The following is a 22,897-nucleotide window of genomic DNA, read 5'->3' on the forward strand; positions in this document are numbered from 1 at the left end:
AGGGTGCGTCAGAGGATGGTGTTGACGTATTCGTCAACGGCGAAGGGACGCAGGTCATCCTTCCCCTCACCGACACCGAGGAAGATGGGTGAAATCTGCAGCTCATCCTGAATCGCCACGGCCACGCCGCCCTTGCCCGAACCGTCCATCTTCGTGATAATGACGGCATCGAGCGGCGCGGCTTTGTGAAACTCGCGCGCCTGCATGAGGGCATTGGCGCCGGTGGTTGCGTCGACCACGAGGTAACAGGCGTGCGGCGCATCGGCATCCTGCTTGGCGATGGAGCGGCGAATCTTCGCCAGCTCCTCCATGAGGTTGTGGCGCGTATGCAGACGCCCCGCCGTATCGCAGATGAGGTAGTCCACGCCCTCGGCCAACGCCTTGGTATGGGCCTCGTAACAGACGGAAGCGGGATCCTGATTCGGCCGTCCCTTGTAGAGCGGCAGTCCGAGGCGATCGGCCCAGCTTGCCAGCTGCTCGACGGCGGCAGCGCGGAAGGTATCGGCGGCGGCAAGCAGCACCTTGCGTCCCTGCCGCTGCAGCGCGTAGCCGAGCTTCGCTCCGGTGGTCGTCTTGCCCGCGCCGTTCACCCCGACGAGCAACAGCACGCAGGGGCGGCCGTCCTTGGGCTGAGGCAGCTGCGGGAGCTGGGCCGGGAAGGCCGAGCGGAGCCGGCCGCGGATGAAGGCGGCGATTTCTCGGGCATCGTGCTCATCGCGCTCGCGCAGCTCCTCAATCAGGGGCAGCACGCGCTTCGCGCCGATGTCCGCCGCAATGAGATCAGCCTCCATCTCATCCCAGTCGATCTGAGGCTCACCGAGAAACTTATCTATCAGACGTGTGAAAAAGTTGGCCATATCGTCGTGCGGCGGGTGGGGTGATTCCGGGTAAAGTGACTTCGGGTAAAAGTGATTTCAGGGAGGGTAATTTCAGGAGGGGGAGGAAGGAGAAGGAGCGCGGAGCGGAAGGGAGATGGCTGCGAACAAGCGGTGATGCGGGCATGCAGGTCGTGCGCCGACGCCCGCCCTCAGGCATTCGCCACGGCGGAAATGATGCCGTGCACGAAGGGAGCACTCTTGCGGCCGCTGTATTCATGGGCGAGAGCCGTTGCCTCGGCAACGACAATCTGCACCTTGAGCCCGTGCACCAGCAGCTCGTAAAGCGCTAGGTAAAGAATGCAGCGATCTACCGTATCGACGCGCTCGGGGGTGTAGTGCTCGAGCGCGGCGGCTATCTTCTCATCGTAGCGCGAGCGGTGGCGCAGCAGGTCGCGCACGTAAGCCTCCGTCTCGCGCGGCAGAGCCCTGAGCTTCTCGCAGCTCTCCGCGAGAGACGCATACTCCGCGTCAGCCTTGAGCAACTCCGGCGTGCGCAGCGACGCGCAGCAGCTCAGATCAGCCTTGCGGCGGCGCAGCACCACCGCCACCGGCTCGAGCAGCAGGCGATAATCGGGGCGATCGGCAAAGAGAGTGCTGAGAGTCTCGCCCATCTCGACGAGCGTCGCCGCGAGCGCACAAAGATCCGCACAGCAAAGATCCAGTTGCCCGACGCCGTCGCGACGCTTATCATTGAGGCTGTAGCTGAGAGCCTTGAGCGCCGAGCCCAGGGCGGCGGAGCGGCTCAGGTATCCCTCCAGCTGCTCGCGCAGAGAAGCGGCCGTGAGGTCGCCGCGCGTCCCCTCCAGAGCCGCCGCAATGCGCAGCTCGACCAAGCGGTGAGCATCCGGCTGAGTCCGCATGCAGTGCAGGACGGACTTGGCGCGCGCCTTGGCGAAACGCTCGCGCTCCGACTCCTGAGCCAGCTCCCAGAACGAAGCGTAGTCAAAGCTCTCGGGGCTGTCCCCGTTTTCAAACATGGCGTAGAGGAGCCTCAGAGCGTATTTGCGAACGATAACCGGTGATAACATGAATGGGCAGGAGTCTGATAGATGTTGCAAACGCAGGCGCAGCGGGCAGCCTGCATCGGGAAGGCTGAGATCTTCCGGCTCAGCCGTCAGAAGCCGGTGCCCCGGCGGGGCGGCGAGTGGCGCAGCGGGCCGACGCGCGGTGCATCAATCACCTCGAGCATCGCGACGGCAGCTCGCGCCGCCTCGCGCCCTCGGTTGAGGGTCGAGGCGATGCAGCGGGCGAAGGCCTGCTGCTCATCATTGAGCAGCAAAACCTCGTGGATGACGGGCACCAGAGTGTCGCAACCGATGCTCATCAACTGCTGCGTGATGCTGCTGCCGATGAGGTCGGCATGAGCCGTACTGCCGCGCAAAATCACGCCCAAGGCAATCACGGCATCGGGGCGGTTGTCGTCCGACACGCCGGGGCCGCAAATCGAGCGCTTCACCATCAGCGGCACCTCGAAGGCGCCCGGCACGCGAACAACGCTCACGCGCACCAGCGGAGCCACCGCCTCGAGCTCGTCTAGGCAGTTCTGCAAGAGGGCATCGGTGTACTTCTCATTGTACGTGGCGCACACAATCGTGATGCGGCCTTTGCCGTGACGGGGCTGCTGGCGCTGGGGAAGTTCTGTGGACATGGCAGGCTGAAACTCGCAGGCGGCGCTAATCTAGCACGCTGCAAGGTATTCGTCAAGAGCAAAACCCCGCGACGACGCGCAGCGGCCGAATTTCAGACGCGCCGCGGCAGCGGCGGCTCCCGCGGCACCCCGCGGCACCCCGCAGCACCCCGCGCCCCCCGCAGCACTCCCACGGCACCCCGCGGCGCAACGCGCGCGTCCGCCACGGCGCAACGCACGGCACTCTCCCACGCCACGCCGCACGGCACCCCGCGCGTCCCCCGCGATACCCCGCACGACACAATTTCGGGTTGCAGCCGCTGCGCCATCGGCGTATACTCACGGCGAACCAACCGATTCTCAACCATGCACACACTGCGCTACACGCCCATGCCCGCGAGCTTTCACAGCGGGCGCCGCGATGCACTGGCTGCTCAGCTGCCCGCCGGCAGCTTGGTCATCGTGCACGCCAATGACATCTACCCCACCAACGCCGACGGCACCCTGGCCCACCACCAGAACGCCAACCTCTTCTACCTCACCGGCATCGATCAGGAGGAGAGCGTGCTGATCATGATTATCGGCCAAGGCGGCAGCCACCAAGACATCCTGCTGCTGCGCGAAACCAACGAACGCATCATCATCTGGGAAGGCGCCCGCCTCACCCGCGAGCTCGCCACGGCCATCTCGGGCATCTCCGACGTGCGCTGGACGGACACATACAACGCCCTGCTCGCCGAGCTCGTGCCCTCCGCCAAACAGATCTGGCTGGAGCGCGACAACCACCCGCGCCGCTACACCTACGTGCAGACCCGCAACGAGCGCATGGCCGCCGCGCTCAAAGCCTCCTACCCCGACGCCGAGCTCTGCTCCCTCTACGACACCCTCACCGCCATGCGCCTCGTCAAACAGCCGGAAGAAATCGCCCAGCTGCGCGAAGCCTGCCGCATCACGGGCGAAGGCTTCACGGACGTGCTGCGCGGCATTCGCCCCGGCGTCGGCGAATGGGAGCTGGAGGCGGATCTGAGCCGCGCCTACATCCGCCGCCGCGCGCGCAAGTTCTCCTTCCTGCCCATCATCGCGAGCGGGCAAGACACCTGCGTTCTGCACTACATCAGCAACCACAAGGTCTGCGAAGACGGCAGCCTCATCCTCTTCGACATCGGCGCCGAATACGGCGGCTACGCCGGGGATATGACGCGCACCGTGCCGACCAACGGCCGATTCACCCCGCGGCAGCGAGACGTCTACAACGCCGTTCTGGCCGTACACCGCTACGCCCGCAGCATCATGCGCCCCGGCGTCGCCCGCCTCGACTACGAGAAACAGGTGCGGGCTTTCATGGCCGAGCGACTGCTCGAGCTGGGGCTCATCAGCAAGGCCGACATCGCCGTCAACCCCGCCGACCCGCCCGCCGTGCGCCGCTACTACATGCACGGCACCTCGCATTCGCTGGGCATCGACGTGCACGACGTCGCCCCGAACAACCCCGTCTTCGCCGTCAATCAGGTGTGGACGATTGAGCCGGGCATCTACATTGCCGAAGAAGGCATCGGCGTGCGCATCGAGACCGACGTGCTCATCACCGCCGACGGCACGGAAGACCTGATTCCCAATGCCCCGCTCGACATTGCCGACATCGAGCGCATCATGTCCGAGCAGGCCTGAGCCGCGCCTCCGACCCGCGCATCCCTCAGCACCCGCGCCCCCGAGCCCGCCGCCGGGCTCGGGGGCGTTGCGTCATCGAGAAAGGTCCGGCACTATATCCTTGAGTTGCGGGAGCGCATCTGCTAAACTCCGAGGAGCGGGCGGGCATGCAGCCGGCCCTCACCATCCCCCACCTCTCATGAAATTACTCGCGACACTGACAGCGGCAGCCCTGCTCCTCGGCGGATTCAGCACGGCAGAGGCCGCATCGAAAGACCCGAAAAAGCCCAACATCATCTTCTTCCTCGTCGATGACATGGGCTGGCAAGACAGCTCCCTGCCCTTCTGGCGCGACGCAGAAGGCAAGCCCATCCGCACCTACCTCAACGACCGCTACCGCACGCCCAACATGGAGAAACTGGCGGATAAGGGCGTCGTCTTCACCAACGCCTACGCCTCGGCCATCTGCTCCCCCACGCGATGCAGCATGATGAGCGGCATGAACGCCGCCCGCCACCGCGTCACCAACTGGACGCTCGAGCGAGACACCTCGACCGACGCCGGGCATCAGGCCATCACCCCGCCCGACTGGGCCGTCAACGGCCTGCAGCCCGAGCGCGTCAAAGCCAAGGGAAGCACCACCAAGCCCATCACCGGCGAGCGCATCGACTACAGCATGAAGCGCCCCTACGCCACCTGCACCCCCCTGCCCAAACTCCTCAAAAAGCGCGGCTACACCACCATTCACTGCGGCAAAGCCCACTGGGGCAGCCGCGACACCCCCGGGGCTGATCCCAAAAACTTCGGCTTCGACTACAACATCGCCGGCACGGAAATCGGCGGCCCCGGCAGCTACCTCGGCCGCGATCACTACGGGCGCAACAAATTCCACGTCTGCGGTCTGGATGAAAACAACTACTACGAAGACGACGTCTTCCTGACCGAGGCCCTCACGCTAGAAGCCCTCAAGCGCCTCACCGCGCTCAACGACGACCCGAAGGAGAAGGGCAAGCCCTTCTACCTCTACATGAGCCATTATGCCGTGCACTGCCCGCTCAACAACCCCGATCAGCGCTTCGTCGGCAACTACGACAACCCGAACGATTCGCACCCCTGGTCGCAGGTGGAGCGCAACTACAGCACCATCATCGAAGGCATGGACAAGAGTCTCGGCGACCTCATGAACTGGCTGGAGGAAAACGACCTGACGGAGAGCACGGTCATCATCTTCATGGCCGACAACGGCGGCCTCGCGCTTTCGAGCAGCACGCGCACCGGCGACCGCCACGCCAACTACCCGCTCTACTGCGGCAAAGGCTCCCTCTATGAGGGCGGCATTCGCGAACCCATGATCGCCTACTGGCCCGGCGTCACGAAGGCCGGCACCATCAACCGCTCGCCCGTCATCGTCGAGGATTTCTTCCCCTCCCTGCTGGAAATCGCGGGCTACAAGAAGCTGCCCCGCACGGAGCAGAAGGTCGACGGCGTGTCTTTCGTGCCCGCCCTGCGCGGCGAGAGCATCAACGGTGAGCGTCCCCTCGTCTTCCATCTGCCGAACATCTGGGGCGAAGGCGCCGGGCAGGGAACGGGGTACGGCCCGCAGTCTGCCGTCATCCAGGGCGACTGGAAGCTCATCTACCGCCACGTGCCGCAGAAGTTTGAGCTCTACAACATCGCGGAAGACATCAGCGAGAAAAATGATCTGGCAGCCAAGATGCCCGAAAAAGTGCGCGAACTCGCCAAGCTGCTCAGCAAGGAACTCCGCCAATGCGACGCGCAAATGCCCGTGTACAAGGCGGGGAATCCCGTCGGCGCACCGGCCGGCTCTGCGGTGCCGCTGCCGGCCGACAGCCCGAATCTGCCGAAGAAGTAACCCGCGCACAAGCCGAGGCCTTCGGCCCGGCCCCTGCCCCCTCTCCGAGCCAGCCCTGCGGCGGGCTCGTTTTTTTTGCATGACGCTTCATGCCGATTCTCCCGCGCTTGCCTGCCGGAGCCCCCGCAGGCGGCAACTCCGAAACAAGCAGGACAAGCAGGACAAGCCGGACAAGCAGGACAAGCCGGATAAGCCGAGCGAAGCGGCAGGGCGGCGGCTCGCCTGCGGCTGCCGATGCAGCGGCGCCGCGGAGTCGGCAAAAAGAAGCCCGCTCTTCCGCGGCGGGAAAAGCGGGCTTGCCTCAACGATCAGGCAGGGAGAGCGCGCTGGCTCTCAGTCCTGCGTGCGCACGCGCAGCGATTCCCCGTGGGCATCGAGCCCCTCGACTCGGGCAAACACCTGCACGTAGGGCAGCGAAGCCGCGGCCGCCTCGCGCGTCATGCGCACGATGCTCGTGCGGCGCTGGAACTGGTCGGCTCGAATACCCGAAAAGGACTTACCCGAGCCCCCCGTCGGCAGCGTGTGGCTCGGCCCGGCGAGGAAGTCGCCGCAGGCCACCGTCGCGTACGTACCGGCATAAATCGCCCCGGCCGTGCGGATGCGGGACAGCAGATCATTCTCAAGCTCCGGGCGCACCACCAGCACCAAGTGCTCGGGCGCAAAAGAGTTGACGATATCGGCTCCCTCCTCGAGCGAATCCACCAGCAGGCAGGTCGCCCGCTGCGCCAGCACCTCGCTGAGGTATTGAGAGCGACTGAGCTGCGTGACCTGACGCGCGATTTCGGCCTCGACCTGCTCCAGCAGAGACTCACTCGTCGTCACCAAGGCAATGACACTGTCCCCGCCGTGCTCGGCCTGCGCCAGCAAATCCGCCGCCACGTAAACCGGATGCGCCGACTCATCCGCCAGCACCATCACCTCGCTGGGACCGGGCAGCAGGTCGATGGCCACAGCCCCGAGCAACTGCCGCTTGGCCTCCACCACAAAGCGGTTACCGGGGCCGAAAATCTTCTGCACCGGGCGAATCGACTCCGTTCCCAAGGCGAGAGCCGCAATGGCCTGAGCGCCGCCGATGCGGTAAATCTCCGTCGCGCCCACCGTCTCCAGAGCCACCAGAACCGCCGGATTCACCTTGCCGTCCGGCCCGCAGGGAGTCATCGCCACAATCTCGGGCACACCCACCGCCTTCGCAAACCCGCCCGTCATCAGCGCCGTCGACACCAGCGGAGCCTTGCCGCCCGGCACGTAGATGCCCACGCGGTCAAAGGGCACGAAACGCTCCCCCACCTCGCAGCCCTGCGCATTCACGCCCGTCCAGTCGCGGCGCATGCTCTGCCGGGAAAAATACTCAATATTGGCCAGACTCGCGGCAAGCGCCTCCTTCACATCCGCCGGCACGGCCGCGCGAGCCTCCGCCATCTCCGCCTCCGTAACGCGCAGGTCAGCCGGATGCAGCTCCACATGGTCAAAGCGGCGGGCGCAGTCGCAGAGAGCCGCATCGCCCCCCGTCGCCACCATGTCCACAATCGAAGCAACAGCCTCCTGCACACTCGTTGCGGGAATCGCGCGGCGATTCATCGCCGCCACCGCCCCGGCATAACCGACATCACTCTTACGGTAGGTTTTCATTGCGGGCGGATTATAGCAACTCTTCCGCCCCCTGTCAATCGAACTGAAACACGGCTTTTCAACGCCCCCTTCAGCCCCCTTCACCCTCCTCGCATTCGACTCAAACACGAAAACAATCTTTACACAAAACACTGACATTCAATAGCCTCGAATTAACATCACCAAAAGATGCCCCGGGGAGAAAAATTCAGCTTTTTATAAATTTTGCTTGATTACCATAACTGAATCGATTATCATCCCTGCGTCATCTGACATTAACAACGTTCCACACATCATGAGCAATCCTGACATGAAAAATCTGACGCGCTACACGCGCGAGAAGACTTCGTTCCAAGGCTGGCGTGTATGCATCAGCAGACAGGGACTTATGTTCACCAAATACTTTGCCGATCACGCATTCGGCGGTGAAGAAGGCTCCCTTGCTGCGGCACGACAGCTCCGTGACGAAATCATCAACAAGCTCAAGGAGGCTCCTGCGCGCGAGGTGCTCCCCATCTATCAGGAGCGTTACGCCAAGCCGCGCAAGTCTGCCGGCAACAAATAAGACAACTTACTGCTTTCCCCCAAGACCGGTCGGCTTCGGCCGTCCTCCGAGGCGCACACGTTCTCAGCTCTCCGTGTGCGCCTCTGTTCTTTTGCGCCGGGAGCAGGCTCGCGGCAAACCGACGGGCAAGCTCTCCGCGCCCTGAGGCCCGATGAGAAAAGCGGGCGGGCGGCGCAACCGTGCCGCCCCCGCCTGCCGAGCCCGGGTGAGCCGCCCCCTTCCTCGTCGGCTCAGAGCTCCGAGAAATCCAGTCGGCGCGTCTCCTGATCCATCTGCTCGCGGTAGCAGGCATCCCAGAAGAGCAAGAGCATCGCGCCCAGCAACAACATCCGCACCCCCGTGTCGAGCGGGTAATTGACAATCTCGTGCGACGAGCCCATGCAGTTGCAGCTCAGCTCAAGCCCCCGCGCCCAAGCCTGAGCGTAGAGCACGAGAAAAACCGACGTCATCACCACGCCCCAGAGACTCGCCCCCTTGTAGCGAAAGCGCAGAAGCAGGCAGATACCCACCACGAATTCCATCGACAGCCCGAGGCAGGCCAAGGGCATCGAAAAAGCCTCCGGCAGCAGTCGGCTGCGCGTCAGGAACTGCGCCGTTTCGCCCAAATCGCCGACCTTCATGACGGCCGTGTACAGAAAAAAGAGGCCCATGCCGATGCGCAGCAAAGCCAGCAGAAAAGAGTTGAAGCTCACGCCCTTCTTCATGCGAGCATTGTAGCGTAGCAGCGTCACGGCTGCAAGAGGAAAGTCTGTCCCATGCCGCACGGACACCGCGTGCCGCAAAGCGAAGCCGCCGCCGAGGATCAATTCCCCGACGGCGACTCCAACTTACTACCTATGAAACACGATCCTCCCTTCTCTTGGTGCGCGGCGCTCTCTCCTTCACTGCGCACCGGAAGAACCGTTACGGGTAAGACACAAGGCTCGCACAAATGTTCAAAAAAAAATGAATTTTTCTCCGAGCTCAACTTCAGATGAAAAAAACGCCCCGCCACCATTCGCATCGAGCCTTTACATCTGATAAGCAAACGCATCGTATTCCTACCCCTCTTCAGGATATGTTTTAACGAAAATCCCGCCGCTCCCATAAAGCAAGCCGCCGCCGGGCGAACCCGGCGGCGACTCCAACTTACTACCTATGAAACTCGATCCTTCCTTCTCGCGACCCACAGTGCTCTCTCCTTCACCGAAGGTCGGAAGAACCGTTGCAGTTGTGACACCGCAGATGCCGAAATGTTCAAAATAAACAGGCAGATTTTTTCATTTTTCAGATAGATATATAAAAATTCGGAAAGCCAAAGGAATCCATAAATCACTCAATTCGCTTATATTCGATCTCATACCCTTCTGAAAGGCAAGTATTGATAGCTCAGAGCGGGAAGAGGACAAAAAGCCGCCGCCGGGTCTACCCGACGGCGGCTCCAACTTGCTACCTATGAAACTCGATCCTCCCTTCTCATGACCATCGGTGCTCTCTCCTTCACCCATGATCGGAAGAACCGTCTCAAGACTGACACCCGAGACGCCGAAATGTTCAAAGAAAGCTTTTTGTCCGCCTCAGCTCGCGGGCGCGACGGAAGCGGAGCGGTCATGATTAACTCACCATCAGGATATTGCAAGACTCCGGACACGCAGAGCAGCCACTGCTCGGGCGACTCGATAACGCCTCTCGGCAAGCAAAAGCCGCCGCCGAGTTACCCCGGCGGCGGCTCCAACTTGATACCTATGAAACTCAATCCTCCCTTGCAAGAGCCGTCGGAACTCTCTCCTTTCCGACAGCGGGAGAACAGTCAAATCAGAGACCATTCAACCCGCCGAATGTTCAAAATTTTTGAGCCCTGCAACGCAGTTATTTTTCAGCTCTCTTTTAAGGGCTCTTTGTCAGGCTCTTGAGAAGTCGGGATTGAAAATTCGTCCACCTTGTAGAGGCGATTCTCCCAGAGGTAGTGGCGGGTATAGAGCACGAGCGTGCCGCTGAGGGCGAACAGGCTGATGAGGTTCGGCAGCGCCATGAGGCCGTTGGCGACATCGGCGAAGTCCCACACCAGTGCGCTGCGCGGCACGATGCAGCCCACGAAGGTCATGAGCACCCAGAGCATGCGGTAGGGGGTGATGAGCTTGATGCCGCCGAGGTATTGCAGGGCGCGTTCCCCGAAGTAGGACCAGCCCAGCAGGGTCGAGACGACGAAGGTCGTCAGGCTGACGGTGAGCAACAGGCTGCCGATGCTGCCGATGCTGGCGAAGGCGTGATAGGTGAGCACCTCTCCCGCCTCCGAATCGACTTGGGGATGCGCCATGACGGCCACGGTGAGGGTGATGCCGGTGAGCGTGCAGATGACGACGGTGTCCCAGAAGGGGCCGGTGGAGGCGACGAGGGCCTGCTGCACGGCGTTGGGGGTGCGGACGGGAGCCGAGACGATGGGCGATGAGCCCATGCCCGATTCGTTGGAGAAGAGGCCGCGCTTGCAGCCGGTCTGCATGGCGAGCATGAGGGTCGAGCCGATGAAGCCGCCGCCGGCGGCCTGCTCGGTGAAGGCGCTGTCCATGATGCGGGCGATGGCGGGCAGGATGTAGTCCGCGTTGGCGATGAGCAGCAGAGCGCATCCGGCCATGTAAATGAGAGCCATGGCGGGGACGCAGGCCGAGCAGACGCGCGAAATTCCCTTGAGGCCGCCCAGCAGCACGCCGGCGACGAGCAGGGCGAGCACGAGGCCGGTTCCCCAGGCCGGGAAGCCGAGCGAGGATTCCTCAACCACGCGCGCGACGGCGTTGCTCTGCGTGATGTTGCCGATGCCGAAGGCGGCGATGGCGGTCAGCACGGCGAAGGTGACGCCGAGCCACTTGCACTTCATGCCGCGCTCAATGGCGTACATGGGGCCGCCGACGATGTTGCCTTTTTCATCGCGCACGCGGTAGCGGATGGCCAGCAGGCTTTCGGCGTAGCGGGTCGACATGCCGAGCAACCCGGTGAGCATGCACCAGAAGACGGCTCCGGGGCCGCCCGTGGTGACGGCGACGGCCACGCCGATGATGTTGCCGGTGCCGACGTTGGCCGCCAGAGAAATCATCAGCGATGAAAAGTGGGAGATATGCCCTTCGCTCTTGTTGCCGCGGGCAAAATAGAGCTTGAGGGCGGTGAAGAAGTAGCGCTGCGGGCAGCGCAGGATGACGGTGAGGTAGAGGTGCGTGCCCAGCAGGCAGAAGAGCAGGATGTAGCCCCAGAGGAAGCCGCTGGCCGCGCTCAGACTTTCTTCAATGAGTTGCAACATGGAAGGGCGGTAATGAGAGCAGAGGACTGTACACCCGAAGCCCCGCGCTGTCAAGCCGCGAGTCCGAGATGATCCCCGCCGGAGGGCGCGAATTCGGGGCGCAGTACAGGCGCAGTACAGGCGGGTACAGGCGGGTGCAGGCGGAGGTGCTGCGGCGGGTCTTCCTGCATCGGCGGAGCTGCTTTTTCTTGCCTTGTGCGCTTCTTGTTTTATACTGAGGGCTATGAAGATTCTGCTCTTTGGCGGCACGGGCCGCTGCGGCCGGGTGTTGGGTGAGTGGCTGAGCGAGGCGGGGCATGAGCTGCTCGCTCCGGCACACGGGGACTGTGATTTGCGCGATGCGGCGGCGGTGTCGCGGCTGGTGCTGGGCTGTGGTGCCGAGGCGGTGGTGAATGCTGCGGCCATCAGCGGGCCGGAGACCTGCCTCGACGACCCGCTCACCGCTCACGGCGTCAACGCGATGGCTCCGGCTGCCATGGCTCTGGCCTGCCGCCACACGGGCGCACGCCTGATTCATCTGTCGACGGACTACGTGCTCGACGGGCGCCGCGCCGGGTTGAAGGATGAGTCGGCGAAATGCCGGCCGATCAATGTGTACGGCGAAAGCAAGCGGGAGGGTGAGCTGGAGGTGCTGGAGGCGCTGCCCGAGGCGCTGGTGGTGCGGGTGTCGTGGATCTGCGGCAATCCGCAAAAGCCGTCTTTCGTCGAGTCGACGCTGGCCAAGGCGCTCGCGGCTCAGCCTCTGGCGGCGATTGCGGACAAGTTTTCGCTGCCGACGGACGCGCGCGATATTGCCGCGGCGCTGGCGGCTCTCTTGCAGGAGCCGGAGGGCGATCGCACGGCGGGCGTGGTGCAGCTGTGCAGCGGCGGCGAGCCGATGAGCTGGCACGGCTGCGCCTCGGCGGCTCTGCGCTGCGCGGTGGAGCTGGGTGCCCTGCCCTCGATGCCCGAGTTGCGCGAGCAGCGGCTGGATGAGGCGAGCTTCTTCCGCGACGCGAGACCGCGGCACACGGCGATGAGCAATGCCCGCCTCGCGGCGCGCCTGAGCCGCCTGCCGGGGGCCCCCGTGCTGCCGGAGGCTCAGCTCTGCCTGCGGCGCGTGACTGAGCGTTATCTGCGCGCGGTCGGCGCTCTCTGAGCGCAGCGGGAGCCCTCGCTGCCCCCGTGACCGCAGCCCTCGCTGCCCCCGTGACCGCAGCCCTCGCTGCCCCGTGAGCGCAGCGGGGGCCGTTGCCCTTTAGTCGCGCTCTTCGGGAGCGCGGGGCAAGGTGCGGGGCAAAGAAAGCCCCGGTTCCGGGGATCATCCGAAACCGGGGGGGCAAGTCAAACGGGAGCCGGCGTGCGCGGCTCTCTTCCGAGCGCGTCAGCGGCCGTCAGCGCTCAGCTTCCCCGCGCAGGCAGAGGAAGGCGTAGGCGACGGTGAGGGCGCCGACGACGGCCCAAGTGATGAGCATCGCCGTGATGCCGTACGCGAGGGTGCAGGCGCCGCAGGCGCCGCCGATGAAGGCCATCAGCAGCAGGACGGCGCAGTCGCGGGCGTGGGCGCCGCGCTCGACGGAGAGCGCCGTGCCGAAGACGAAGAGGACGAGCCCGCCGACAATGCCGCCGAGCAACAGACAGGCCGAGCAGGCGACGGCGAGATCGCCGCTGAGCAGTTCGGGTGCCGTCAGCAGGATGAGCGCGATGGCGAGCAGGGCGACGGCTAGGCGCATCGCGGTGAAGAAGGCGCTGCGGCGGCGCAGTTGCGAGGTGCAGCCGATGGTGCAGAGCACCATGCCCAAGCCGATGAGCAGTTCGGCGCTGATGAAGTAGGTGTCGAGCGAGTCGGCCGCGCAAGCCATGCTGATGAGGTAGAGGCAACCGCAGATGAAGCCCGAGCCGATGGCGATGAGGAGGCCGAGGAGGCGGCGGCCTGTGCGGAGGGCGTAGAAGCCGCCTTGGGGCAGATCGCTGTCTTCGGCGAGCTCGCCGAGCTCGCTCTCGCTCATGCGGACGCGCAGCAGGCCGACGCCGCCGAGCAGGGCCAGGGCGGCCAGGACGCCGTGCTGCACTTCAGGCGGCGTGTAGCGCAGCGGCAGGCTGACGACGAGGGCGGTGAGCAGGGCGAGCGAGAGCCCGAGCCCGAAGCGGCGCAGCGCCGTGCGGCGCGGCCCTCCCTTGGCGACGATGGCCAGGGCGATGGGCGCAAGGCTAAAGGCGGCGAGGGCGGCAAGGCAAGCGGCGGTGGTCAGGAGTGTTTCGGTGGGTTCGGGCAGCAGGGCGAGTCCTTGCAGGGCGATGAGGGCGACCGAGCCGATGAGGGCGAGTGCGCGCCAAGGGCAGAGGTAGGTGAGCACGCAGCCGATGAAGCCGATGCAGAGGCTCTCGGGGGTGCGGCAGATGAGGAGCAGGCCGTTCTGCGCGGGGTCGATGCCGAAGAGGGCGGCGATGACGAGTCCCGTCAGGGCGCTCATCAGGAAGATGAGCGAGCGGGCGCGGCGGGGCAGCACGGGGGTCAGATCGCGAGCGTGGGGAGTGTTCATGTTGCCGTAAGCCTATCACAGCGGCGGCGGAAGCGCAAGCGGCAAGTCCGTCAATCTGCGCGGGCGCCCGTGTGCCCGCCGGGCGCAGTCAGTCGCGCCGGAGCAGGAGGAGGCCCGTGGCCGCAAGCCCGAGCGCGATGAGCAGAATCGTGATCAGGCTGCCGACTCCCCCCGACTCAAGCCACCGGGAGGAGAGGAGCAGGCCGACGCTGAGCCAGAGCAGCAGCAGTGATACGATTCCCAGCGGCAGCACGAGAGCCGAGGCGAGGCGCGGCGGGTAGGAGGAATAGCAGTGCACGAACAGAGCCGCGACGAGGGCGAGGAGGAAGCCGATGGCGATGCGGGATCCGATGAAAAAGCTGACGCCCTCCGCCATACTGAGGATGGAGGGGACGAGGAAGCAGAAGAGGTAGACTAGGCCGAAACCGAGGACGAGGGGGCTTTTGCCGGGTCGCAGGTAGAGGATGAGGGCGAGGGCGAGGCAGACGAGGGCGGGGCAGGCGTCCAGCAAGAAGAGTGTGTAGGAGTCGATGCGGGGCCGGTGCATGAACAGGGTGTACATGCGGGCGGCGCCGCCCATGATGCAGTAGAATAGCAAGCCGCCGAGCTGCGCGAGCACGACGGGCAGCAGCTTCGAGGCAACGGGGAGCAGTCTTGTCACGCCGATGATGCACAGGAAGCCGGAGGCCAGGGCGGTGATGATCCAGCAGACGGCGGGGTAGCTCGCGCCGGCGGCGCTCTCGATGAAGTAGCCGGCGAAGGCGAGCACCGCTCCGAGGGCGCAGATGAAGGTGGGGAAGCGGCGTTTCGACGCCGCGGGCAGGAGGGCGTTTCTCGACTGCAGCTTAGCTGCGAGACGGGGTGCGGGCTGCGGTTGAGCGGCGGGCTGCGATTCGGGGGCGTACTGCGGCTTGCGGAGGGCGACGACGAGCACGGCGAGGCTCAGCGCGGCGAGGAGTACGGCGAAGCCGCCTCCCGTCGGTGTCAGGGTCGCGGAGGACTCGGCTGCGTCGATGCGCCACGGGTACCACACATGCACGCTCAAGGCGATGGCGAGGGCGCTGCTGCCGCCGGCGAGCAGGATGCGCGGCAGGGCCGTGCTCCGCGGTCCGCAGGCAATCATGCGGGTGAAGAGGACGGGGAGTGACGCCATCAGCACGGCTCTGCACAGGCCGCAGAATCTCGTGACCGTGAGGGAGAATGTGTTGATTTCGGCGCGGGGCGGCGCGCAAGGCGCCACGCTCAGAAACAGGACGAAGAGCAGGTTGATGAGGGCGAGGCTCATCAGGACGGCGAGCAGAAGGCTTCGGTTGCGCAGCGAGCCGAGCAGGACGAGCAGAAAAAGCGCCAAAAAGACACCGGGGAAGATGTAGGCGCCGTCCGGCGGAGACGGAAAGGGCGTCGGCAAAAGAAAGCAAGCGGCGGCGACAACGGCGCCGAGGGCGTGCAGGCGGTAGTCGCGGCCGGCTCCGGGGTAGACGAAGCTGCAGTCGGGCGGGGTGCTGGCCGTCTCGCTCGGCTCGGCTTTCTCGGCATCTTCGCTGCTCATGGTTTTGTCGGTATTTTCGCTGTTCATGGTGAAGGGCTCCGAGTGATTCGTCCCTATCATAGGGCGCAGGGGCGGCGGTGTCAATTTTTTTCGGGTGCTGACGCGGTGCCGCAAGGCAAGAAACCCGGCAGCCGCCGAGGCGGGCTGCCGGGTTGTGTTGCGCCCTGCCCCGATCATCGAGGCGGGCGCGAGCCTGTTGTGCGAGGGAGCGAGGCTTTAGAAGGCGAAGACGCCTTGGATCTGGAAAACCCATTCGCCCGAGCGCTCGGGGCTGTGGACGGGGTTGAAGATGTATTGGATGTCGGGCTGCAGGTAGAAGGTCGGGGTGATCTGCGCGACGGCGCTCAGCTCTACGCCGTATTCGCTGTCGTAGCGGCAGGGTTTTTCACTGTCGGCGGCGCGCTCCCACAGGAAGCCGAGGGCGACTTGGTCGTGGTTGCTCTTGCTGCCCCAGCCCTGCGAGGTGAAGGGGGCCTGGAGGACGAAGCCGGCGGTGACGGCGCTCTGCACGCCGGTGAACTCGGCGGCCTGATCATCCATGAGGCCGCAGCAGGTGAAGAAGCCGAGCTGCGAGTTGCGTCCGAGCTGCTGCTGGAAGTTGAGGGCGGCGCCCGAGCCGTTCTGACCGTCGTTGGTGGTGATGGTGTATTGGAGGCGGTAGGTGCCGGGACCCATGCCGAACACGTCGTCGAAGATGAAGCCTATCTCACTGACGTGAATCCAGTTGTCGCTGGTGATGTAGTTGAAGGGATTGTGGTTGACCGGGGTGTTGGCCGAGGTGCCGGCGTAGAGCCAGTAGAAGTGCTCGGTGGGCTGCCAGGCCGTCAGCACGCCGAAGTTGGCCCACTGGAGGGGCAGGCAGGGGTTGTAGTTGAAGGACTGGTTGATGAGGTTGCCGCTCCAGCTGGCCGAGTAGGCGTTCTGGTCGAGGTAGTTCGAGACGTCGAGGGTGCCGACGAGGAAGACGAACGTGCCGTCGAAGAGGCTGGCGCCTAGCGCGAGGTTCGGGATGAAGGCGCCGTTGCCGCCGCGCAGGCAGCCCTGCGGGTTGCTCAGCGAGCCGATGCTGTCTTGGGCGCTGCTGCGGGTTTCATTGAAGTTGACGCCCTTGCCCCAGTCCGCCTCATAAGTCATGAAGATGCCGCAGCTGTTGTCGCAGGATTTGGCGAGAAACCAGCTGCCCCAGAGGCTCGTGTTGACGCTGCCGAAAGCGCGGCGAAGGCCGGGTGCCGGCCGGGGCTGGACGTGGGTGTAGTCGCCGCTGATGGTCAGGTTGTACTGCAGGCCGACGCGCGAGAGGGCGGTTTTGACGTATTGAGCCGAGGTGGAGAAGGGGTCTTCGCTGATGAGGGCGCAGGGCTCGGCGCAGGTGTTGCCGGGCACGAAGATGCTGTCGAGGTAGGGCATGAACTTCTGCGGGCTCGAGGGGAAAAAGACCCAGCCGCGGCAGGGGCCGCTCTTGTCGTCGCTGTTCAGGTCGCGTTGAAGCTGCCCGAGGATGAGGGCGGGGGTGGGCACGCCGGGCTGGCGGCGGCTGTGTTGCAGCTCCGCCGGAAGGGTCTTGCTGAGGCTGCCCGGCACGTCGTTCGGGGGGAGCGGTGCGGGATTCCAACCGAAGGCGCTGTCGATGTATTCACCGCTTTCATCGGCGAGGAGCGGCAGAGAGCTCAGCCCCGCCAGAAGGATACAAGTTAAGGTGTCGGTTTTCATGGTTATGGCTGAGACACGCCGGGCAGGCGCTCCGTGTCATAACAGTCAGCTGACAGAAAGTCCCACGGCATTTTGCTTGCCAGAGGGGCAGGCCGTCTTTATAATGGGGCGCGTATGGCAGGTCAGTTCCGCATCAGCCCGGCCCGATGGCTTTTTCTGGCTCTGCTGGGTGCCGGTATCATCGGCCTCAGCCGGCTGGGTTCGTGCACGCCGGAGCAGGATGAGGCGACGGCGGCGGGAAGCGGGTCGTATCGCCAGATCTACGATGCGGATGTTCCGCCGGAGCAGATTCCCGAGCAGCTCATCGGCGGGCTGATTCTGCTGACGCCCGAGCAGCTGGCTCGCACGCCCGAGGCGGACGGTTTTCAATGGCCCTGCGGTACGCCGGGCGGCGCCATGACCTACGATGCCCAGCCGTTCGGCTCGCCGAACGAGGTGCGCGGCGGGCAGCACACGGGTATGGATATCAACGGTATCGGCGGCAGCAACACCGATCTCGGCACGCCGATTCGCGCGGCGGCTCGCGGGCTTGTTGTCTACGCCGGAACGCCGTCGGAGGGCTGGGGAAAGGTGGTGGTGCTGGCTCACCGCTTGCCCGATTCCGACCGCATCATTCAGACGCTCTATGCCCACCTCGATCGCATTGAGGAAGGGGTAATGCCGGGCTGCGCGGTGGCGCGCGGTGACTCGCTCGGCACGATGGGAACGGCCGACGGCCGCTATCTCGCTCACCTGCATTTTGAAGCGATCGAGTCGCGCTGCACCGAAGCCGGGATGCCGGGCTACGGTTCTCGCGGCACGATGAATCGCCTCGATCCGGCTCAGCTTATGCGGGAGTACCCGGCTCCGGCCTTTCCGGATGCCTACGGGAGACTGCGCGACATTCGCCTGCGCGAGGCTCTCCGCATGCAAAGCGATGCGGCGGCTTCGCCTGCTGCCGCGAGCGATGCGGAGGGCGGCGGCGACCTGCTGATTGTATCGCCCGCCGATTACCTCTGAAGCCGCGCAAGCCTGAGCCTCACCCGCATGTTTTCCGAGTTTTTCATTCTTCTCTGACTTTTTTCACGGACGCCTCACTCTTTTTTCATTCGCATCATGAACCGCAAGATTATTCTGTTTCTCCTTGCCCTCCTCGCTACGATCAGCGTGGGGCTCTTCCTCATGTTCAAAATCGCCGGTTCGACGGCGGCTCACGACGACACGGGCAGCGCAGAGACGCCGAGCGCTGACGCAGGCGCTGACACCCCGCAAAAGGAGACTAGCGCGGATGCCGGGAAGGACGATCAGGCGGGCAAGCCGGACGAGCCGGTCCAACCGACGCCTCCTGCGGGCGGCGGCGATACGGTGACGACGCCTGACGATGCCGCGGGGCATCAGGGGGCGGGCGACGGAGAGCCGACGCCGACGCCCGACGGCGCGGACGCGAGCGATGAGGTCGTGATTCCGACTCCGGCGGATAAGCCGCGCAGCAAGGAGCACGGCGCGGCGCTGAACCTCGGCGAGGCTCTCAAGATGGATCTCTGGTCGGAGGCTCTCGACCTGCTGGCCTCGCAGGGGCTGATCAAGCCCGAGGCTCAGGCGACGCTTCGGGATTGGATGAGCCGCAACCGCTATGCCTCGCAGGAGGAGGTGGGCGACCTGCGCCGCACCGACGGCAGCAAGCTGACGCGCTACCGCTTCCGCTCCGAGGGCGGTCAGGAGGATGCTCTGGTCGATGTGGTGACGACGGCCGACGGCCGCACCTTCATCGACGCCGTGCGCGTTGTGCCCTCGGCCGACAGCGCACAGCTGCCGCCCAAGTCCGATGCTCTGCTGACGTCGGAGTGTTTTGTGAAGGCGCTGCGGGCGGGGCAGATGTCCGCCGCGCTGAAGATGGTGGAGGGCTCCGAGATTTCGTACGCGACGGTGGCGGGTATCTGCATGATTTTCGAAGAGGACAACTACCGCCTGCGCACCAAGTTACCCATTCGCGGCACCTTTGAGAATGAAACCAACGCGGGTTACCTCGTCTACCTGACGACGGAGAAGAGCCCGAAGCCGGCCAACATCGGTCTGGAGCTCGTCCGCACCGAGGGGGGCTGGCGCGTGAAGAATGTGTCGCTCGACACGCTGCTGAGCGAGTACGAGAACACGGCATCGGCGGAGGGCTGCCGCTACTTCCCCATCGTCAAGAACCCGAAGGGAGGCGATTCTCTCGCGCTCTTCTTCGCCTTCAATGAGGCGACGCTGACGCCGCGCTCGATGCGCCAGTTGCAGATTGTCGCCGATCTGCTCAAGCAGAGTCAGGGGACGCTCAAGATTTCCGGCCACACCGACGATGTAGGCTCTCAGGCCTACAACCTCCAGCTCTCGCGCAAGCGTGCCGAGGCGGTGAAGGCGGCTTTGGTCTCCTTCGGCGTGAAGGCGGAGCAGATCGACACGGAGGGTCTCGGCAAGAGCCAGCCGCGCCGCATGTACCGCGCGGGCGACAGCGTCGAGGAGATTGACTACATTCGCGGTGAGAACCGCCGTGCCGAAATCTATCTGGACTTCGAGTGATGCGCTACGAGATGGGGCTCAGCGCTCGCAGCTCGCGCGACTACGCGGCCGAGCTCAACTCTCAGCAATATGCCGCCGTGACGACGGACTGCCGCCGCGCGCTGGTCATTGCCGGAGCCGGCAGCGGCAAGACGCGCACGCTGACGTACCGCGTGGCTTGGCTGCTCGACCAAGGGGTGGCGCCTTGGCGCATTCTGCTGCTGACCTTCACCAACAAGGCGGCACGCGAGATGCTGCGGCGCGTCGAGCAGCTTACCGGCAAGCCCGCTGATCAGCTCTGGGGCGGCACCTTTCACGCGGTTGCCAACCGCCTGCTGCGCCGCCACGCCGATCTGCTGGGCTACCGCCCGGGCTTCACGATCATGGACAGCGATGATCAGAAGGCGCTGATGCGCTCGCTGGTCAAGCAGCATGCCCCCCGCGAAGGCCGCGACCGCCGCTTCCCGAAGGCCGAGTTGCTCATCGGTCTGCACAGCCTCGCGGCCAACACCGAGCGCGATCGGCGCGACGTGCTGGCGGAGGATTACCCCGATCTCGAACGCTGGGCGGAGCCCATCGAGCAGATTTTTGACGCCTATGCCGAGCGCAAGCGGCAGAGCAACTGCATGGATTTTGACGATCTGTTGCTCAATCTGCTGCGTCTGCTGCGCGAGCACGCCGATATCCGCGAGCAGATTCGGCAGCGCTTCAGCCACATTCTGGTCGATGAGTATCAGGACACGAATGCCCCGCAGGAGGAAATCATCCGCCTGCTCTCCGGCGGCCCCGATTCGCAGCTCATGGTGGTCGGCGATGACGCGCAGAGCATTTACTCGTGGCGCGGTGCGAACGTGCAGCACATTCTCAGCTTCGGGCAGCGCTATCCCGATGCCTCGGTCTTTCGCATCGAGACGAACTACCGCAGCGTGCCGGCGATTCTCGCCGTCTCGAACAGCGCCATCGCCGGAAACACCCGCCAGTATCGCAAGGAGCTGCGCTCGGCTCGCGCCGCGGGCAGCATGCTGCCCGCCATCATCCCCGCACCCGATAACCGCACCGAGGCCGCCTTTGTCGCGCGCCGCATCGACGAGCTTCTCGACGGCGGCATGGCCGGGCGCGATATCGCCGTGCTCTACCGCGCGCACTTCCACAGCCTCGACGCGCAGATGGAGCTGACGCGCCGCCACATCCCCTTCCGCATCACCAGCGGGCTGCGTTTCTTCGAGCAGGCGCACGTCAAAGACGTCGTCTCCTTCTTGCGCCTGCTGGTCAATCCGCGCGATGAAGTCGCCTTCCGCCGCATCGTCGGCACTTTTCCCGGCGTCGGCGACGCGACGGCTGCCAAGTTGCTGGCGGCCTGGCTCGAGGTGCTCGAGCTTCGGCAGCGCGAGCACCCCGGCGAGACGTCCGTCCCCGTGCCGCACAGCGAGCTGTTCGGCGGCATCCGGGTTTCGGCGAAGCTGAAGCCCCACTGGGGGGCTTTTCTCTCGCTGATGGATTCCCTGCACCCGCAGGGCGGCACGCTGACGCCCTCCGAGCTCGTGGGCCTCGTCGTCAGCTACCTGACGCCCTACCTGCACAGCGCCTACGAGAATTATGAGGAGCGTGCGGACGATCTGGCTCAGTTGTCGCGCACCATCGACAGTTCGGGCAATCTCGATGAGTTTCTCGCGCAGGTGGCGCTGCTCAGCGAGGCGGATCAAGAGGTGCCCGAGGATGACGACTGCGTGACGCTGAGCACCATTCACCAAGCCAAGGGCTTGGAGTGGAAGGCGGTTTTTGTCGTCTTTCTGGGCGAGGGCATGTTCCCGAACCGCCGCGTGCTCGAAGCGGGAGACCTCAACGCTCTTGAGGAAGAGACGCGCCTCTTTTACGTGGCGGTGACCCGCGCCGAAGATCAGCTCTACCTCAGCTACCCGCGCTACAACGGCCGAGGCGGCGACCGCCAGTATTGCCCCGCCTCGCGCTTCCTCACCTCACTGCCCCCCGAGCTCTACGAGGTCTGGGAGATCTGCTGAGCCCCTGCCCTCGCCTGCGGCGGCCGCAGCAAGCCGTCGTGCCCGCCGCCAACGGGCTCAGTGCCCGCAGCAGCCGTCGTGCTCGCCTGCGCCGTGTTCGTGTCCGCAGCAGCAATCGTGCTCGCCTGCGCCGTGCTCGTGTCCGCAGCAGCCGTCGTGCTCGCCTGCGCCGTGTTCGTGTCCGCAGCAGCAATCGTGCTCGCCTGCGCCGTGCTCGTGTCCGCAGCGGCAGTCGTGCTCGCCTGCGCCGTGCTCGTGTCCGCAGCGGCACGCGTGCTCGATGCGACCATGATCACCGCAGAGGCATTCGTGGTCGGGGTCGTAGTCGGCGTCCTCAATTTCAGGCGGCAGAGGCGGCTCGCCCTCGTCTTCGGCAGCGCGGCGGCGATGCGGCGGTTCAAGGCGGGCGGCCAGCTCGGGGCTTGCCGCCACGTCGGCCGCGTAGCGTCCCTCGCGATCGCGCACCGCCGGCGAAGCCCCGGCCGTCAGCAGCATCGAGACAATATCGTCGTAGCCGTAGGCCGCCGCCACATGCAGGGGCGGGCGCCCGTAGGGATTGAGCGCATCGAGGTCGGCACCGGCGGCGATGAGCAACTCGATGAGGGCAGCGTCGGGCTCAACCCCCATCTCGGCCAGCTCGGGCGCCAGGTCGATTTCATCCTGCAGGAGCATGGTGGCGGCGTGGTGCAGCTCGGCGACATCGCGCGTCACCATGAGCTCGTCGAGAAAAGCCTGCACCGGCTCGTCGAACTCCTCGGGATCGAGCTCTTCCGCCATGCGGCGCAGTTCACCCAAGCTGACCATCGGACGCGCCTCGTCCTCCACCGGCACACTGTTCCATTGTAGATCGCTCATGGCGATTATTGTACACATTCTCCCGCGCTTTGGCGAGCCAAACCCGACGCGCGCAGCGGTATTTGCACGGCCGAGAGCCTGCGGGAGCCGCGAGCAACGCGGGCAGGCTCCGCCCGCCGCAGGCGGTCTTTCGCCGCTCGCGCGTGCTCGCACGAGCCTTTGCAGGAGCGCGAAGCGGCTGCGCTTCCGCGCGAAAACCCGCACCCCGCATCCGCCCCGCGCGGGCTTGCATACGTGCGCGGCGGGTCTGAACTTTGTGT

17 protein-coding genes are annotated in these 22,897 nt (G+C 65.0%); 7 read left to right on the forward strand and 10 right to left on the reverse strand.

Features of this window, described 5'->3' with window-relative positions; genetic code table 11:
- Nucleotides 1–8: 8 nt before the first annotated feature.
- The 3 genes from ftsY to ribH form a co-directional block, all read right to left on the reverse strand.
- Nucleotides 9–857: a signal recognition particle-docking protein FtsY gene (gene ftsY / locus AC6UAL_RS05920; protein ID WP_500682448.1), complete on the reverse strand. Its 849-nt coding sequence runs from the start codon at nucleotides 855–857 to the stop codon at nucleotides 9–11.
- Nucleotides 858–1,027: 170 nt separating this feature from the next.
- Nucleotides 1,028–1,906 (reverse strand): transcription antitermination protein NusB, encoded by an 879-nt coding sequence (locus AC6UAL_RS05925; RefSeq protein ID WP_500682449.1) that lies wholly within the window; start codon nucleotides 1,904–1,906, stop codon nucleotides 1,028–1,030.
- An 86-nt stretch (nucleotides 1,907–1,992) separates the two neighbouring features.
- A complete protein-coding gene (gene ribH / locus AC6UAL_RS05930) occupies nucleotides 1,993–2,526 on the reverse strand; it encodes a 6,7-dimethyl-8-ribityllumazine synthase (RefSeq protein WP_500682450.1) in 534 nt (177 codons plus the stop codon).
- 345 nt (nucleotides 2,527–2,871) lie between these two features.
- Between ribH and AC6UAL_RS05935 the strand changes: the two genes are divergently transcribed.
- Nucleotides 2,872–4,173, forward strand: coding sequence for an aminopeptidase P family protein (locus tag AC6UAL_RS05935; RefSeq protein WP_500682451.1), 1,302 nt, complete (start codon nucleotides 2,872–2,874; stop codon nucleotides 4,171–4,173).
- Between the two features lie 178 nt (nucleotides 4,174–4,351).
- The gene (locus AC6UAL_RS05940; protein ID WP_500682452.1) at nucleotides 4,352–6,025 is read left to right on the forward strand and encodes a sulfatase; all 1,674 of its coding nucleotides are present in this window, start codon (nucleotides 4,352–4,354) and stop codon (nucleotides 6,023–6,025) included.
- A 333-nt stretch (nucleotides 6,026–6,358) separates the two neighbouring features.
- On the opposite strand, the gene hisD is transcribed toward AC6UAL_RS05940, so the two are convergent.
- Nucleotides 6,359–7,654, reverse strand: a complete 1,296-nt coding sequence (gene hisD / locus AC6UAL_RS05945; protein ID WP_500682453.1) for a histidinol dehydrogenase — start codon at nucleotides 7,652–7,654, stop codon at nucleotides 6,359–6,361.
- 274 nt (nucleotides 7,655–7,928) lie between these two features.
- Here hisD and AC6UAL_RS05950 point away from each other — a divergent pair, with 274 nt between their 5' ends.
- On the forward strand, nucleotides 7,929–8,198 hold the full coding sequence (locus tag AC6UAL_RS05950; RefSeq protein ID WP_500682454.1) for a hypothetical protein: 270 nt from the start codon (nucleotides 7,929–7,931) through the stop codon (nucleotides 8,196–8,198).
- Between the two features lie 230 nt (nucleotides 8,199–8,428).
- Here AC6UAL_RS05950 and AC6UAL_RS05955 read toward each other — a convergent pair whose 3' ends face one another.
- Both AC6UAL_RS05955 and AC6UAL_RS05960 read right to left on the reverse strand, forming a co-directional pair.
- Nucleotides 8,429–8,902, reverse strand: a complete 474-nt coding sequence (locus AC6UAL_RS05955; RefSeq protein ID WP_500682455.1) for a MauE/DoxX family redox-associated membrane protein — start codon at nucleotides 8,900–8,902, stop codon at nucleotides 8,429–8,431.
- Between the two features lie 1,151 nt (nucleotides 8,903–10,053).
- Nucleotides 10,054–11,463 (reverse strand): alanine/glycine:cation symporter family protein, encoded by a 1,410-nt coding sequence (locus AC6UAL_RS05960; protein WP_500682468.1) that lies wholly within the window; start codon nucleotides 11,461–11,463, stop codon nucleotides 10,054–10,056.
- A 226-nt stretch (nucleotides 11,464–11,689) separates the two neighbouring features.
- On the opposite strand from AC6UAL_RS05960, the gene AC6UAL_RS05965 reads away from it, so the two are divergent.
- Nucleotides 11,690–12,604, forward strand: coding sequence for an SDR family oxidoreductase (locus tag AC6UAL_RS05965; RefSeq protein ID WP_500682456.1), 915 nt, complete (start codon nucleotides 11,690–11,692; stop codon nucleotides 12,602–12,604).
- A 235-nt stretch (nucleotides 12,605–12,839) separates the two neighbouring features.
- Here the strand turns inward: AC6UAL_RS05965 and AC6UAL_RS05970 are convergent, their stop codons facing one another.
- The 3 genes from AC6UAL_RS05970 to AC6UAL_RS05980 form a co-directional block, all read right to left on the reverse strand.
- Nucleotides 12,840–13,988 (reverse strand): hypothetical protein, encoded by a 1,149-nt coding sequence (locus AC6UAL_RS05970; RefSeq protein ID WP_500682457.1) that lies wholly within the window; start codon nucleotides 13,986–13,988, stop codon nucleotides 12,840–12,842.
- Between the two features lie 88 nt (nucleotides 13,989–14,076).
- Entirely contained in the window at nucleotides 14,077–15,564 is a 1,488-nt protein-coding gene (locus AC6UAL_RS05975) for a hypothetical protein (RefSeq protein WP_500682458.1), read from the reverse strand.
- Between the two features lie 189 nt (nucleotides 15,565–15,753).
- Nucleotides 15,754–17,247, reverse strand: coding sequence for a carbohydrate porin (locus tag AC6UAL_RS05980; protein ID WP_500682459.1), 1,494 nt, complete (start codon nucleotides 17,245–17,247; stop codon nucleotides 15,754–15,756).
- A gap of 114 nt (nucleotides 17,248–17,361) precedes the next feature.
- Between AC6UAL_RS05980 and AC6UAL_RS05985 the strand changes: the two genes are divergently transcribed.
- The 3 genes from AC6UAL_RS05985 (at nucleotide 17,362) to AC6UAL_RS05995 (ending at nucleotide 21,782) form a co-directional block, all read left to right on the forward strand.
- On the forward strand, nucleotides 17,362–18,246 hold the full coding sequence (locus AC6UAL_RS05985; protein WP_500682460.1) for a murein hydrolase activator EnvC family protein: 885 nt from the start codon (nucleotides 17,362–17,364) through the stop codon (nucleotides 18,244–18,246).
- Between the two features lie 96 nt (nucleotides 18,247–18,342).
- Nucleotides 18,343–19,785: an OmpA family protein gene (locus AC6UAL_RS05990; RefSeq protein ID WP_500682461.1), complete on the forward strand. Its 1,443-nt coding sequence runs from the start codon at nucleotides 18,343–18,345 to the stop codon at nucleotides 19,783–19,785.
- Nucleotides 19,785–21,782: an ATP-dependent helicase gene (locus AC6UAL_RS05995; protein ID WP_500682469.1), complete on the forward strand. Its 1,998-nt coding sequence runs from the start codon at nucleotides 19,785–19,787 to the stop codon at nucleotides 21,780–21,782. The genes AC6UAL_RS05990 and AC6UAL_RS05995 overlap by 1 nt, the downstream gene beginning before the upstream one ends.
- Before the next feature lie 57 nt (nucleotides 21,783–21,839).
- On the opposite strand, the gene AC6UAL_RS06000 is transcribed toward AC6UAL_RS05995, so the two are convergent.
- Nucleotides 21,840–22,637 carry an ankyrin repeat domain-containing protein gene (locus tag AC6UAL_RS06000; protein WP_500682462.1) on the reverse strand — a complete coding sequence of 266 codons (798 nt, stop codon included), beginning with the start codon at nucleotides 22,635–22,637 and terminating at the stop codon, nucleotides 21,840–21,842.
- Between the last annotated feature and the right edge of the window lie 260 nt (nucleotides 22,638–22,897).

The sequence above is a fragment of the Candidatus Parakkermansia intestinigallinarum genome (assembly GCF_944389695.1).
GTDB classification, from domain to species: domain Bacteria; phylum Verrucomicrobiota; class Verrucomicrobiia; order Verrucomicrobiales; family Akkermansiaceae; genus Akkermansia; species Akkermansia intestinigallinarum.

Coding starts and splice junctions, on each gene's coding strand:
- AC6UAL_RS05955 (WP_500682455.1), bottom strand. CDS start 8,902: ATGAAGAAGGGCGTGAGCTTCAACTCTTTTCTGCTGGCTTTGCTGCGC.
- AC6UAL_RS06000 (WP_500682462.1), bottom strand. CDS start 22,637: ATGAGCGATCTACAATGGAACAGTGTGCCGGTGGAGGACGAGGCGCGT.
- ftsY (WP_500682448.1), bottom strand. CDS start 857: ATGGCCAACTTTTTCACACGTCTGATAGATAAGTTTCTCGGTGAGCCT.
- AC6UAL_RS05940 (WP_500682452.1), top strand. CDS start 4,352: ATGAAATTACTCGCGACACTGACAGCGGCAGCCCTGCTCCTCGGCGGA.
- hisD (WP_500682453.1), bottom strand. CDS start 7,654: ATGAAAACCTACCGTAAGAGTGATGTCGGTTATGCCGGGGCGGTGGCG.
- AC6UAL_RS05950 (WP_500682454.1), top strand. CDS start 7,929: ATGAGCAATCCTGACATGAAAAATCTGACGCGCTACACGCGCGAGAAG.
- AC6UAL_RS05980 (WP_500682459.1), bottom strand. CDS start 17,247: ATGAAAACCGACACCTTAACTTGTATCCTTCTGGCGGGGCTGAGCTCT.
- AC6UAL_RS05995 (WP_500682469.1), top strand. CDS start 19,785: ATGCGCTACGAGATGGGGCTCAGCGCTCGCAGCTCGCGCGACTACGCG.
- AC6UAL_RS05985 (WP_500682460.1), top strand. CDS start 17,362: ATGGCAGGTCAGTTCCGCATCAGCCCGGCCCGATGGCTTTTTCTGGCT.
- AC6UAL_RS05935 (WP_500682451.1), top strand. CDS start 2,872: ATGCACACACTGCGCTACACGCCCATGCCCGCGAGCTTTCACAGCGGG.
- ribH (WP_500682450.1), bottom strand. CDS start 2,526: ATGTCCACAGAACTTCCCCAGCGCCAGCAGCCCCGTCACGGCAAAGGC.
- AC6UAL_RS05975 (WP_500682458.1), bottom strand. CDS start 15,564: ATGAACAGCGAAAATACCGACAAAACCATGAGCAGCGAAGATGCCGAG.
- AC6UAL_RS05970 (WP_500682457.1), bottom strand. CDS start 13,988: ATGAACACTCCCCACGCTCGCGATCTGACCCCCGTGCTGCCCCGCCGC.
- AC6UAL_RS05925 (WP_500682449.1), bottom strand. CDS start 1,906: ATGTTATCACCGGTTATCGTTCGCAAATACGCTCTGAGGCTCCTCTAC.
- AC6UAL_RS05990 (WP_500682461.1), top strand. CDS start 18,343: ATGAACCGCAAGATTATTCTGTTTCTCCTTGCCCTCCTCGCTACGATC.
- AC6UAL_RS05965 (WP_500682456.1), top strand. CDS start 11,690: ATGAAGATTCTGCTCTTTGGCGGCACGGGCCGCTGCGGCCGGGTGTTG.